The following is a 13,425-nucleotide window of genomic DNA, read 5'->3' as shown; positions in this document are numbered from 1 at the left end:
TTACTCGTCACCGCGGATCATCTTAAACTCCTCTTAAGTAACTGCCAAACTTTAGCGGAGTTTTCAGCGGTCGCGCCCGCTATGACACCGGCGCAGGAACCACCCTGGCGCCGTGCACCGGCCCGCTGGCGACCCGAACGGTCCGGCACACACCGGCCCCGGCCAGTTCGGTGCCCACGTCGACCGCAGACGATGCCGATGAGCACAGGAACGCGCACGTCGGCCCCGAACCCGACACGATGCCTGCCAGCGCACCGGCCTCGACGCCCGCACGCAGCGTGCGCCGCAGCTCGGGATCGATGGATAACGCTGCCGGCTGCAGTTCGTTGCCCAGCAGCGGCGCCAGCTGCCTGGGGTCGCCCGCGGCGAGTGCGGCCAGGACGGGCTCGGCAGTGTCGACCCGGGGCGGTTCACCGACCGCACGGAGCCGGTCGATCTCGGCGAATACCGCCGGCGTCGACAACCCCTTGCGCCCAAATGCCAGTACCCAGTGGAAGGTGTTCCTGGCCAGCACGGTGGCCAGCTCTTCACCGCGCCCGGTGCCCAGCGCGGTACCGCCGTGTAACGCAAACGGCACGTCGCTGCCCAGGCGTGCGGCCAGGGTGTGCAGATCGCGGCGGGGCACGCCGGTCTCCCACAATGCGTTCATGGCCACCAGGACGGCGGCCGCGTCCGCGCTGCCGCCTGCCATCCCACCAGCGACCGGGATCGCCTTCTCGATGGTGATGGACACCTCAGGAGTCCGGCCGACGTGCTCGGCCAGCAGTTCGGCTGCCTGCCACGCCAGGTTGCGCTCGTCGAGCGGCAACTGCTCGGCACCCTCGCCGATGACGTCGAGCGACAGCACGTCCGCGGTGCGCACGGTGATCTCGTCGAACAGTGAGACGGCGTGAAACACCGTGGTCAGTTCGTGATAGCCGTCATCGCGGGTATCCCCCACCGCGAGGTAGAGGTTGACTTTGCCCGGCACACGCACCGATACCGATCCTGTTGGCACCCAGTCAGCGGCGGTGCTCCCGTCCGATGCGGTCACCGCACGAGACTATCGGGGGACCAACCAAAGAACAGGTAACTAGTCTGACAAGGTGCCAGGTTCTGGTGGGCGGGTCGATATGGACGTCGACGGCTACACGGTCGACGACGAGCTCGGACACGGTGGCAGCGCCACGGTGTTCCTGGCTCACGCTGACGGTAAAGCCGACCCCGTCGCGCTGAAAATTTTGGGTGCGGATCGACGAAACCCCCTCGAGCTGGCCCAGTTGCGGCGTGAGTTCGAGCTGGCACGACGTCTGGAGCACCCCCATATCGTCAAGATGTATGACCGCGGGCCGCACTGGCTGGCGATGCAGTATGTCGACGGCGGTAACGCCAGCATTCTGCATAACCTGGGCAACCGACTCGCCGCGCTGGCGCAGATCGCCGACGCTCTCGACTACACCCACCGCATAGGCATCGTGCACTGCGACGTCAAGCCATCGAATATCCTTGTCTTCGAGGACTTTTCACAAGGCGGCGCAGTGCTCATCGATTTTGGCGTGGCACACTCGGTGGTCGAGGACGCCCAGCAACGCCTGGCCCAGCATCCCGCGCACAGTTTGACACTGGACCCGGCGAAGCGGGTCGCGCAACGTCTGCCGGACCGGCCGTCCCACATCCAGGCGTCGCTGCCCTACGCCGCTCCCGAACTACTTCTCGGCCACCAGCCGACGGCGGCCACCGACGAATACGCCCTCGCCTGTACCGCAGTCGAACTCATCACCGGCAGCCTTCCGTTCGTGGCACCGACGGCCGTCGCGCTGATGGAAGCGCAGCTGCACCGGGCGCCGCCGAAGGTGTCGTTTTCAGTGTCGTGGATCCCGCGAGCCTTCGACTCGATCCTGACCAAGGCGATGGCCAAAGACCCCGAAGCAAGGTACGAATCCTGTTCGGAATTCATAAGACTCATTACGCGCGCGTTACGTTAGTTGGATTGATTTCAAGCAATCGTTACACGACAACTGGTTTAGCTTTCCCGTAACAGAAGGTTAACGCGCTCCGAGTTTCTGCCTCAGAGCCCCGCAGTTAGCGTCAGCGCATGGCTGCACCAACTCAACCCACTGCGTATGACAACTCTGCGCTCGCGCACGAGGAAGAGGGCTACGACAAGGGCCTCAAACCTCGTCAGCTCCAGATGATCGCCATTGGCGGGGCAATCGGCACTGGCCTGTTCATGGGCGCCGGCGGTCGATTAAACTCCGCTGGCCCAGGGCTTTTCATCGTCTACGCCATCTGCGGCGTCTTCGTCTTCTTCATCCTGCGCGCGCTCGGCGAACTGGTGCTGCACCGCCCGTCATCGGGTTCCTTCGTCTCCTACGCACGCGAATTCCTCGGCGAGAAGGCGGCTTACGTCGCCGGCTGGATGTACTTCTTCAACTGGGCCTGCACCTCGATCGTCGATGTCACCGCCATCGCCCTCTATATGCACTACTGGGGAGCATTCGACGCCATTCCACAGTGGACCATCGCGCTCATCGCCCTGGTGATCGTGCTGAGTATCAACATGATCTCGGTCAAGTGGTTCGGCGAGATGGAATTCTGGGCCGCGCTGATCAAGGTCATCGCCCTGGTGACATTCCTGGTGGTGGGCATCGTCTTCCTGGCCGGCCGGTTCACGGTCGAGGGTCAGCCGACGGGCATTTCGGTGATCGCCGACAACGGCGGCATTCTGCCCAACGGCCTTCTGTCGCTGGTGGTCATCACCTCCGGTGTCATCTTCGCTTACGCCGCAGTCGAATTGGTCGGCACGGCAGCCGGCGAGACGGAGAACCCGGCGAAGGTGATGCCCAAGGCGATCAACTCGGTGATCTTCCGGATCGCCGTGTTCTATGTCGGATCACTGATCCTGTTGGCACTGCTACTGCCCTTTACCAAGTACAAATCGGGCACCAGCCCGTTCGTGACGTTCTTCTCCAGTATCGGCGTGCCCGCGGCAGGCGACATCATGAACTTCGTGGTGCTGACTGCGGCACTGTCGAGCCTCAACGCCGGGTTGTACTCCACCGGCCGGATCCTGCGGTCGATGTCGATGAACGGCAGCGCCCCGAAGTTCACCGCAAAGATGTCCAAACGCGGTGTGCCCTGGGCTGGTATCGCGTTGACGGCGTGCTTCACCGTGGTGGGAGTGTTCCTGAACCTCTTCGTGCCTGCGGAGGCATTCAACATCGCCCTCGATCTCTCGGCGCTGGGCATCATCGCGTCCTGGGCCACCATCGTCATCTGCCAGATCCAGCTGTACCGCTGGTCGCAGAAGGGGATTTTGGAGCGCCCCGCCTTCCGGCTGTTCGGCACTCCGTACACCAGTTACGCCACACTGGTGTTCCTGGCCGCCGTGACACTGCTGATGTGCATCGAGAACTACTGGAATGCCATCGCGATCGTGGTGATCATCCCGATCCTGATCGGCGGGTGGTACGGCGTGCGAGGTCGGGTGCTGGAGATGGCCCAGGAACGGGTGGGGATCACCGGTAACTACCCCGTGTATGCCGAGACGCCGTTGATGGATGAGCTCATCGGTAAGGACAAGATGGCAGCGACCAAGAAGAAAGCGGCCGAGGCCAAGGATCCCGAGCCTGACGAATAGAAGACCGTAACGCAGCGCGCCCGGTCGTCAATGACGACCGGGCGCGCTGTGTTGTCTCGTATTTTAGGAGGAGGACCGGACGCGGTGCGCCCGCTGCTCCTCGGATTCGCCTGAACGCTGTAGCAGCCGGACGAAATCGGCGACCGCCAAGGTCTCCCCACGACGGGCGGGGTCGATGCTGGCAGCCAACAGACGGCTGGCGGACTCGTTACCCGAGCCTGCCCACTCCAGGAAGGCATTCCGCGACGTCTTGCGGCGCTGCGCGAAGGCGATATCGATCAGGTTGAACACCTGATCGCGGAATTCCTCGTCGGTCTGCCAGGGCGTGGTCTCGTAGCGGTCGATCCGCACCAGACCGGAGTACACCCGCGGGATGGGCCAGAAGACCGTCGGAGACACCATGCCGAAGCGGCGGACCCGGCCGTAGAAGCGCACCTTCACGCTCGGTACCCCGTAGTCCTTGCCGCCGGGCTCGGCCGCGAGACGCTCGGCGACCTCGGCCTGCACCATGACCATGACCGTCTTGATCGACGGGAACTCGGCCAACAGGTGCAACAACGCAGGTACCGCGATGTTGTAGGGCAGGTTGGCCACCAAAGCGGTGGGCTCGACGTCCAGATCACCGCGACGGATGGTCAGGATGTCGGAGTTGATCACCGTCAGCCGGTGGATCTCGCTGTGCGAATGTTCGGCGATGGTCTGCGGCAGCCGCTGGGCCAGTACCGGGTCGACTTCGACCGCACATACCGTGGCTCCACGATCCAGCAGCCCAAGGGTCAAGGAACCGAGTCCTGGTCCGACCTCGATCACCGTGTCATGACGGTTGATCCCGGACGACGAGACGATACGTCGGACGGTGTTCGCGTCGTGGACAAAGTTTTGACCCAGCGACTTACGTGGCCGGAAGTCAAGCTCCTTGGCCAGGTTTCTGATCTCGGTCCGCCCGAGAAGTCGAATAGTCAGGATGCACCCGCTCTACCACTGCACACCGGCCAAGCACCCCAACCCTGCCTGGCCCGTGTGACGTCCGCTATGGCTATCTGTTCTTCGCGGGTTGCCAGGTCCGCACGAGGAGCATAGCGCAGCCCACCCTGACGCTCCCAAGTATTTTGATCAAATTGCACGCCACCGTAGAAACCGTTACCTGTATTGATGGCCCAATTGCCACCCGATTCACACCGGGAGAGGGCGTCCCAGATGGGTCCGTTGGACACCGGGGGGACCTCAGTTCCCGGTTTGGTGCCCACCCGGAGCACGGCATCGCGGGCGGGGGTCAGCACCACGTTGGCGACCGGCAACCGACCCGTCACCACACCGTCACGGCTCGCTACGGCAAACGTCACGTCCTGTAAACCTGGCGTTCCTGGATCCTGGACGATCTGTCGGCTCATGTTCATCGTGGGGTCCTCGATGCGCTGTGCCGTCGGCGCCAGCGGAAGTCGCTCGGTGACCTTCGCCAGTCGGATCCGCGTCACCTGGATCTGCATACCTGCGATCACCGGTGAGGTGGCTATGGGCACCACTTGGTCGCTCTGCTCTAGCGGCGCCCCGGCGGCCGCGAGGAGTGCTGCCACGTTGGGGGCGGCAAGGTGCACGGTGCGCACGACGCCACCGTCGTTGATCTGGACAGTCTTGGCACTGACGACCGGCAGCGCCATCCCGTTCAGCGGGAGACGGGTACCGCGGGAGGCGGCGGCAGGCGCCGTGTCGGTCATGGCCAACTGCGACAGTGCCTCGTCAACGGTGGAGGCCGTCGTCCAGACCTGCTTGCTGTCGCGACCGTCCAACGAGATGTCGATGGGCCGACTGCGCCGCAGCGTTATGGTTTCAGAATCGCTTATCTGCTGGTCAGCGGCCGGAAAAAGGTCGTCGCGGTCGCTGACAGCGAACCCGTTTTCGGCCACGACATCGATAACCCGGGACTTCATCGTGGTCACCGTCATCGGCGCCCCGTCGATGCTCAGCGTGACCGTCTTATGCGCGGTGACGGCGTAGCCACCCGCGAAAGCAAGCGTAATCAGCAACGCCGCGACCAGAATCCGCAGCATCGACGACCGGGACTGATGCAGCTTGGTGAGTGCGTTCAAAGTTGAGGCGATCCTGAATTCGGTGACATGGCCAGGGGCCGGGTCGGGCGCCTGTTGATAACAAGACGGTAACGAACCCTGCGACAAAGCGACAACTCAACGAGGTCCGCTTCGCCCCTTATGCGGGTGTCTCAACCCGCCACCCGGTCCAGTCCATACACGCGTCGGGCGTTTGCTGCGGACTGCCGGGCGAGTTCGCCAGAGGGCCGATCTGTGAGATCGGCCAGCGCCCGCACGGTGTACGGCAGGCAATATGGCTCGTTCGGGGCTCCACGATACGGGTGGGGGGTCAAAAACGGCGCATCAGTCTCGACGAGAAGCTGGTCTTCAGGGATCAGAAGCGCCGCTTCTCGCAGGTCAGTGGCATTTTTGAAGCTGACGGTGCCTGATAGTGACAGATACCATCCGGCCTCGATACAGGTCCGTGCCATCGCCGGGCCTGACGAAAAGCAGTGAAAGATGACGTTGTCCGGCGCACCCTCGGCCCGCAACACGTCGAGCACCTCGTCGTCGGCGTCGCGATTGTGGATCATCAGCGGTTTTCCGGTCCGTTTGGCCAGGTCGATATGCCAGGCGAACGCCTCCCGTTGGACCGCCGGGGTAGCGCAGCCGTCGAGCCGGCCCGGCCAGAACAAGTCCATCCCGGTCTCCCCGATGGCCACGACACGCGGATGGGCCGCCAACCGCTCCAATTCGGCCTGTGCGGACCCATCGAGTGCGTCCGCGCGGGTCGGATGCAGTGCCACGGCCGCATAGACGCGCGAGTCCCAGTCGGCAGCGGCAACCGCCCAGCGGGCCGAATCCAGGTCATCGGCGATCGTCACGACGGCCTCGACACCGACAGCGGCGGCCCGATCGACGATCTCGGTGACCCCGTCGGCATCCTGCGCGCCGCACGCGTCGAGGTGGGTGTGGGCGTCAATCAGCGGGGTCAACGGCTCGGGAAGGGGCGGAGCCTCGCGTCCGGCTGAGCGTTTCGAACTCACCGCCACACAATAAGGTGGAGTACCTGATGAACCAGCCTTACTACGTCACGACGGCGATCGCCTATCCCAATGGCGTCCCGCACGTCGGACACGCCTACGAATACATCGCGACGGACGCGATCGCCCGCTTCAAACGCCTCGACGGTTTCGATGTCCGGTTTTTGACCGGTACCGACGTGCATGGGCTGAAGATGGCGCAAACGGCCGCCGCGGAGGGCATTCCGACCGCCGAACTGGCCCGCCGTAACTCCGATGTCTTCCAGGAGTTGCAGGAGAAGTTGAACGTCTCGTTCGACCGGTTCATCCGCACGTCGGACTCTGACCACTACGAGGCCTCCAAGGCGATCTGGCAGCGGATGTCCGATAACGGTGACATCTATCTGGACAGTTACTCGGGCTGGTACTCGGTGCGCGACGAAGCGTTCTTCGCCGAATCGGAGACCTCAGTCAACGCCGACGGCATCCGGGTCGCCACTGACTCCGGGGCACCGGTCACCTGGACCGAGGAACAGACCTACTTCTTCCGACTCTCGGCATACACCGATCGACTGCTGGCCCATTACGAGGCCCACCCCGAGTTCATTGCCCCCGATGTGCGCCGCAACGAGGTGGTCAGCTTCGTCTCCGGTGGGCTGCGCGACCTGTCCATCTCGCGGACGACGTTCGACTGGGGGGTGCCGGTGCCGGGCCACCCCGACCACGTGATGTACGTCTGGGTCGACGCTCTGACGAACTACCTCACCGGTGTCGGGTTCCCCGATACCAACTCCGATGCGTTTCAACGGTACTGGCCGGCAGATCTGCACATGATCGGCAAGGACATCATCCGTTTCCACACCGTTTACTGGCCGGCCTTCCTTATGTCGGCGGGAATCAAGTTGCCTCGCAGGGTTTTTGCGCATGGCTTCCTGTTCAACCGCGGCGAGAAGATGAGCAAGTCGGTCGGAAATGTAGTAGATCCACTCAACCTTGTCGACGCGTTCGGCCTGGACCAACTGCGCTATTTCCTGCTCCGCGAGGTGCCCTTCGGGCAGGACGGCAGCTATAGCGAAGAGGGGATCATCAGCCGGATCAACACGGATCTGGCCAACGAACTGGGCAACCTGGCTCAGCGCTCGCTGTCGATGGTGAACAAGAATCTTGACGGGATCGCGCCCACCCCTGGGGAATTCACCGCCGAGGACACCGCGATGCTGGCCGAGGCCGATGCCCTGCTGGCGAAGGTCCGCGCAAACTTCGACGCCCAAGCGATGCATCTGGCCCTGGAGACCATCTGGCTGATGCTCGGCGCCGCCAACCGGTACTTCTCCGCCCAAGAGCCGTGGGTGCTGCGCAAGTCCGAGTCCGCTGCGGATCAGCAGCGGTTCTCCACGGTGCTCTATACGACGCTGGAAGTGGTGCGGATCGCCGCGCTTCTGGTGCAGCCCGTGATGCCGGATTCGGCGGCCAAACTGCTCGACCTGCTCGGGCAGCCGGTCGACCAACGGGATTTCACGGCGATCGGCACCCGGCTGATGCCCGGGTCCGCGCTGCCGAAGCCGGAAGGTGTGTTCCCGAGGTACATCGCTCCCGAAATCGAGTGAGCGGCCCCGACCCGACTTAGCGAGTTTCACCAATCCAACTCGCTAGTACCCGCACCGGCACTAATAATGAGCAAACACTATTTGTTCAGCCTTGTCGGGAGGCCTCATGGATTCGGTTTCGGTAGGTCGGGTTGGCTCGGCTGTGTTCGCGGTCGGATTGGGTCTGGCGGTGGTCACCAATCCCGTTGTTGCGCTGGCCGATAATCCGGACACCGATTCGACATCGCAGCCAACGAATTCATCATCACGAAAGTCGGCGGCAGCGGGGCCTCACCGTGCCGATGCCAGTGCGGGCTCATCGCGGCAATCTCACTCTTCGAAGACTGCGACGACTGCCGGCGTTAACCTGGTGGACACCCACCCAGCCACACCCGCGGCGGCGCAACGTGCGCGCCCGGCACCGAAAGCCGTCGAAGACACCGACACACCCGCTGCGGTGACCGATACCCCGGCGGTAACGGCGGTAGTCCGGACTGCGCCAGTGGCCACGACATCCCCGACCGCGACGCTGTCCGGCAACCTGGCGCAGGTCAGCCTGGCACCGACGCAGTCCGGCGGCGGTGCTCCGGCCACACCGATCGATTTCGTTGCCGCCGTCGTGGCACTCGTTCGCCGCGAGTTCGAAAAGTCGACCGATCAACGTGTCGCGGCTGTGCCTGTCAAGGCCGCGACGGCGACGGCGGCTGCAACCGGCACGACGACCATCATCACGTGGGCTTGGGGCACCAATCCCGTGGTGAATTTCAAGCCGGCCACCGACAAACTCGACTTCGGTTGGATGGGGGCCAATCAGTTCGATGTCAGTGAGAAGGCGGGTTCGACGGTGATCAGCGTCGTCGACAACAACCACACCTACACGCTCAGCGGCGTGACGCTCAGCCAGTTACAGGTAGCCAACATCGTTGCCAAAGATGCGGGCACGGTCGCCAAGTGGCAGAACATCATCAGCACCGCGCAGACCACCTCGGTGCCACCGACCGTCTCAGTGGGCAACGCCAGCACGAATGAAGGCACCAGCGGCACCGCCAACCTCGCGTTCACGGTCACGCTGTCGAAGACGTCGACGAAGCCGGTGACGGTGAAATACGTGACCGCCAACGGCACCGCGACCGCCGGACAGGATTACCAAGCCACCTCGGGCACAATCACATTCGCCCCCGGCGTCACCACCCAGGTCATCACCGTCGCCGTCACCGGCGACACCACGATCGAATCCAACGAAACACTGACCGTCACCCTGTCCAGCCCCACCGGCGCCACCCTCGGCAGCACCACCGCAACCGGCACCATCATCAACGACGACGTCGCCGCCCAACCCCCCAGCGTGTCGATCGCCAACTCCAGCGCCAACGAAGGCACCAGCGGCACCGCCAACCTCGCGTTCACAGTCACGCTGTCCAAGGCCTCCACCACCGCAGTCACCGTCAAATACGTGACCGCCAACGGCACCGCGACCGCCGGCCAGGACTACCAAGCCACCTCGGGCACAATCACATTCGCCCCCGGCGTCACCACCCAGGTCATCACCGTCGCCGTCACCGGCGACACCACCGTCGAATCCAACGAAACACTGACCGTCACCCTGTCCAGCCCCACCGGCGCCACCCTCGGCAGCACCACCGCAACCGGCACCATCGTCAACGACGACGTCGCCACACTGCCACCGAGTGGGACCACCGCCCAGTGGGGCAACGCCTTCTTCGCACCGTATGTGGATATGGCGGGGTGGCCCGTGCCGAATCTCATCGAGATGTCCAAGGCCACCGGCGCCACACTGATGACGCTGGGCTTCCTGCAGGTAGACCCGAACGGAAAGCCCGCATGGGGCGGTCTTACCGCGCTGGAGCCCGCGTCGACTGATGTCCAGGCCAAGGCGATCAACGACTCGATCGCATCGTTTCGCGCGGCCGGCGGCGATGTGATGATCTCCTTCGGCGGGCAGGCCGGAACCAGTCTGGCGGAGTATTACTCCGCGAAAGGTCTTAGCGCGCAAGCGTTGGCCAACACCTACAAGAGCGTGGTCGACACCTACGGTGTCGACCATCTCGACTTCGATATCGAAGGGGCAGCGATCGCCAATAAGGCTGCCGTCGATCTGAACAACCAGGCACTCAAGCTCCTTGCACAGGACCGCCCGCAGGTGAAGATCTGGTACACACTGCCGGTACTGCCCACCGGGCTGACGGCCGATGGCGTGTACGTCGTGGAGTCGGCCGTCAAGGCCGGAGTCAACATCGCCGGTGTCAACGTGATGGCGATGGACTACGGCGAATCTGCTGCACCCACCACCGGAGCCAACGCCCAGACGATGGGCACCTATGCGATCAGGTCTGCGCAGTCGACGTACACCCAACTGTCGTCGGTGTACACGAAGTACGGCAAGACGTTTGTCTGGAGCCAGATCGGCGTCACCGCGATGCTCGGGGTCAACGACATCCAGAGCGAGGTGTTCACCGTCGCAGACGCCCAGGCATTGGAAGACTTCGCCCGCTCCAAAGGTATTGGGATGCTGTCGATGTGGTCGCTGGAGCGGGACAACCCCGGCACGCTCGGCCAGGCATCGCACAACGCCTCGGGGCTCAGCAGCCCCGCCGGGAGCTTCAGCAAGGTCTACAGCGACTACGGCACTGTCAATGTCGTCAAGTACCCCTCGGGCGGCGGCAGCACCGGTGGCAGTGGTGGCGGCACGCCGATCCAGGGCGGTACCACCACAACCCTGGGATGGCACTGGGGAACCAATACCGTGCTGAATTTCGACGTAACCAAGGACAAACTGGATTTCGTCTGGATGCAACCCGGCAATTTCGCCGTCACCCAGAAGAACGGGTCAACGATCATCACCATCGTCGACAACAATCAGACCTACACACTCAACGCGGTGACGCTGAGCAAGCTGCAGATCGGCAATATCGCCGCCCTCGACGCGAACACCCTGGCGAAGTGGCAGACCCTTATCGCCAATGCCAAGGCGGTGTGATCTCCGCCACATATCGAGAAGTCCTGTCACACTCTCTGCGTGGTCGGTGTCTTGAGGTCACCAACCAACAAAGGAGTTGAGATGACCCCCTCTCATCCCAGGACCCAGATCCTCGTCCTCGGCGGCGGCTACGCCGGTGTACTGGCAGCCAACCATCTGCGACAGCGCGACGATGTCCAGATCACGCTGGTCAATGCGCGCCCGTCCTTCGTCGAGAGAATCCGGTTGCACCAGTTGGTGACCGGTTCCGATGACGCGGTGGTGGACTACCAGACCCTGCTGGGCGACGGCATCCGCCTGGTGGTCGACAGCGCGACACATATCGACGCCGCGACCCGCACCGTGGCGCTCGCTTCGGGCGACACTCTGGCCTACGACTATCTGATCTATGCCGTCGGCAGCACCGGAGCGACGCCATCGGTGCCGGGCGCGCAGTTCGCGTACCCGATCTCAGATCTCGAACACGCTCAGCGGTTACACGCCGCCGTGGCCGCGCTGTCGGCCGAAGCGCCACTGGTGGTGGTGGGCGCCGGCCCGACCGGTATCGAAACGGCGGCCGAACTGGCCGAAATCGGCCGCCAAGTCACCCTGGTGTGCGGCTCGGTGCTCGGCCCTTACCTGAGCACGCCTGGCCGGCGCTCCGTCGCGCGCCGGCTGACCAAGCTGGGCGTCACTGTCCTCGACGGGCCAGGCGCCACCGTCACCGCCGTGTCCGAGGATGCGGTCACGCTCGCCGACGGCAGGGAGCTGCCCAGCGCGGTCACCATCTGGAGCGCCGGTTTCGGCGTGCCCGACCTGGCGGACCGCAGCGGATTGACCACCGATGCTCTCGGCCGTCTACTCACCGACGAAACCCTGACCAGCGTCGACGACCCCCGCATCGTCGCGGCGGGTGACGCGTCGGCCCCGTCGGGCCAACCGTTGCGGATGAGCTGCCAGGCCGCGCTCCCGCTCGGTGCGCAGGCCGCCAATACGGTGCTGCGCCGCATCGCCGGCGAGCAGCCGGCCGTCATCAACCAGGCGTTCACCGGTCAGTGCATCAGCGTGGGCCGCACCGGGGCCACTATCCAGATGGCCAAGACCGACGACACCGTGCTGCCGCTGTACATCGGCGGCCGCGCGGCCGCCGCCGTCAAGGAAGCGGTATGCAAGGGCACCATCTCGTTCCTGATGCGGGAGGCCCGCAAACCAGGGGCCTACTTCTGGCTCAAAGGCGGCAAGCGCCAACAGCATCTCGCCGCCGCAGCCGCCAATGCGGCGACGCAATGACCACCGGCACAGCTGAGCATGCCGAACGTTTCACCCTGCTTCGGCCGTTGCTGTTCACCATCGCCTACGAAATACTTGGCTCGGCAACCGAATCCGATGACGTGCTGCAGGAAAGCTACCTGCGATGGGCGGACGTCGAGCTGGGGCAGGTGCGCGATACCAAGTCCTACCTGGCGCAACTGGTCACCAGGCAGTCGCTGAACGCGTTGCGGGCCGAGTCGCGCAGGCGCGAAGAATACATCGGCCCGTGGCTGCCGGAGCCGCTGCTGCTCGACGAGCAGGATGCATCCACCGATGTGGTGCTCGCGGAGTCGGTCTCGATGGCGATGATGGTGGTACTGGAAACGCTGAGCCCGGACGAACGCGCGGTGTTCGTCCTGCGCGAGGTTTTCGGCTTCAGTTACGACGAGATCGCTTCCGCCGTCGGCAAATCCGCAAGCGCGGTGCGTCAGATGGCCCATCGTGCCCGCGAACACGTGCAGGCCAGGCGTAAACGCTTCGAACCCGTCGACCCGGTGGAGTCCGTCGCACTGACCACTCAGTTCTTCACCGCGGCCGCTACCGGTGATATGGCGGGGCTGCTGGCGATGCTCGCGCCGGATGTGGTGTGGACCGCCGACAGCGACGGTAAGGCCAGCGCCGCCCGCAGACCGGTGGTGGGCGCCGAGAAGGTGGCCAAGCTGCTGATGGGTCTGACTCGGTTGGGCGGCAACGACGGTCGCGTCGAGCCCGCGATCTACAACAGCGCGCCCGCGCTGGTGCTCTACCTCGGAGACAGCCTGGAGGGGGTGATCACCATCGAGGTCATCGACGGCAAGATCACCAACTTCTACGCGATGCGCAACCCGGAGAAGCTCTCGACGGTGAAGGTGCCGCGTCAGATCGGCCGCTAGGTGTCAGAGCC

Annotated in this window: 10 protein-coding genes; 6 read left to right on the top strand and 4 right to left on the bottom strand. The window is 64.1% G+C overall.

Going from position 1 to position 13,425, the window contains the following annotated elements; all coding sequences use genetic code 11:
- Window positions 1-79: 79 nt before the first annotated feature.
- Window positions 80-1,033 carry a 4-(cytidine 5'-diphospho)-2-C-methyl-D-erythritol kinase gene (locus tag ADBZ9O_RS08930; protein WP_526530359.1) on the bottom strand — a complete coding sequence of 318 codons (954 nt, stop codon included), beginning with the start codon at window positions 1,031-1,033 and terminating at the stop codon, window positions 80-82.
- Window positions 1,034-1,112: 79 nt separating this feature from the next.
- Between ADBZ9O_RS08930 and ADBZ9O_RS08925 the strand changes: the two genes are divergently transcribed.
- Together ADBZ9O_RS08925 and ADBZ9O_RS08920 are read left to right on the top strand one after the other, a co-directional pair.
- Window positions 1,113-1,964 (top strand): serine/threonine-protein kinase, encoded by an 852-nt coding sequence (locus ADBZ9O_RS08925; protein WP_526532987.1) that lies wholly within the window; start codon window positions 1,113-1,115, stop codon window positions 1,962-1,964.
- Window positions 1,965-2,074: 110 nt separating this feature from the next.
- Window positions 2,075-3,619: an amino acid permease gene (locus ADBZ9O_RS08920; protein WP_526530357.1), complete on the top strand. Its 1,545-nt coding sequence runs from the start codon at window positions 2,075-2,077 to the stop codon at window positions 3,617-3,619.
- A 63-nt stretch (window positions 3,620-3,682) separates the two neighbouring features.
- Here the strand turns inward: ADBZ9O_RS08920 and rsmA are convergent, their stop codons facing one another.
- The 3 genes from rsmA to ADBZ9O_RS08905 form a co-directional block, all read right to left on the bottom strand.
- Complete coding sequence (gene rsmA / locus ADBZ9O_RS08915) at window positions 3,683-4,582, bottom strand: 16S rRNA (adenine(1518)-N(6)/adenine(1519)-N(6))-dimethyltransferase RsmA (protein WP_526532985.1); 900 nt, start codon at window positions 4,580-4,582, stop codon at window positions 3,683-3,685.
- Window positions 4,579-5,706: a transglycosylase family protein gene (locus tag ADBZ9O_RS08910; protein WP_526530355.1), complete on the bottom strand. Its 1,128-nt coding sequence runs from the start codon at window positions 5,704-5,706 to the stop codon at window positions 4,579-4,581. The genes rsmA and ADBZ9O_RS08910 overlap by 4 nt, the downstream gene beginning before the upstream one ends.
- Window positions 5,707-5,837: 131 nt before the next feature.
- Window positions 5,838-6,692: a TatD family hydrolase gene (locus ADBZ9O_RS08905; protein WP_526530353.1), complete on the bottom strand. Its 855-nt coding sequence runs from the start codon at window positions 6,690-6,692 to the stop codon at window positions 5,838-5,840.
- 26 nt (window positions 6,693-6,718) lie between these two features.
- Here ADBZ9O_RS08905 and metG point away from each other — a divergent pair, with 26 nt between their 5' ends.
- The 4 genes from metG (at window position 6,719) to ADBZ9O_RS08885 (ending at window position 13,414) form a co-directional block, all read left to right on the top strand.
- Window positions 6,719-8,275, top strand: a complete 1,557-nt coding sequence (gene metG, locus ADBZ9O_RS08900; protein ID WP_526530351.1) for a methionine--tRNA ligase — start codon at window positions 6,719-6,721, stop codon at window positions 8,273-8,275.
- 106 nt (window positions 8,276-8,381) lie between these two features.
- A complete protein-coding gene (locus ADBZ9O_RS08895) occupies window positions 8,382-11,252 on the top strand; it encodes a chitinase (RefSeq protein ID WP_526530349.1) in 2,871 nt (956 codons plus the stop codon).
- A gap of 81 nt (window positions 11,253-11,333) precedes the next feature.
- Window positions 11,334-12,521, top strand: coding sequence for an NAD(P)/FAD-dependent oxidoreductase (locus ADBZ9O_RS08890; protein WP_526530347.1), 1,188 nt, complete (start codon window positions 11,334-11,336; stop codon window positions 12,519-12,521).
- Entirely contained in the window at window positions 12,518-13,414 is an 897-nt protein-coding gene (locus tag ADBZ9O_RS08885) for an RNA polymerase sigma-70 factor (protein WP_526530345.1), read from the top strand. The genes ADBZ9O_RS08890 and ADBZ9O_RS08885 overlap by 4 nt, the downstream gene beginning before the upstream one ends.
- The last annotated feature ends 11 nt before the right edge of the window (window positions 13,415-13,425 follow it).

It is taken from the genome of Mycobacterium sp., from assembly GCF_965229105.1.
Taxonomy (GTDB): Bacteria; Actinomycetota; Actinomycetes; order Mycobacteriales; family Mycobacteriaceae; genus Mycobacterium.
This window is presented reverse-complemented; position numbering and strand designations above follow the sequence as displayed.

What these genes read in the sequence shown, in the direction of transcription:
- ADBZ9O_RS08925 (WP_526532987.1), top strand. Translation starts at nt 1,113, where the DNA reads ATGGACGTCGACGGCTACACGGTCGACGACGAGCTCGGACACGGTGGC.
- ADBZ9O_RS08920 (WP_526530357.1), top strand. Translation starts at nt 2,075, where the DNA reads ATGGCTGCACCAACTCAACCCACTGCGTATGACAACTCTGCGCTCGCG.
- metG (WP_526530351.1), top strand. Translation starts at nt 6,719, where the DNA reads ATGAACCAGCCTTACTACGTCACGACGGCGATCGCCTATCCCAATGGC.
- ADBZ9O_RS08895 (WP_526530349.1), top strand. Translation starts at nt 8,382, where the DNA reads ATGGATTCGGTTTCGGTAGGTCGGGTTGGCTCGGCTGTGTTCGCGGTC.
- ADBZ9O_RS08890 (WP_526530347.1), top strand. Translation starts at nt 11,334, where the DNA reads ATGACCCCCTCTCATCCCAGGACCCAGATCCTCGTCCTCGGCGGCGGC.
- ADBZ9O_RS08885 (WP_526530345.1), top strand. Translation starts at nt 12,518, where the DNA reads ATGACCACCGGCACAGCTGAGCATGCCGAACGTTTCACCCTGCTTCGG.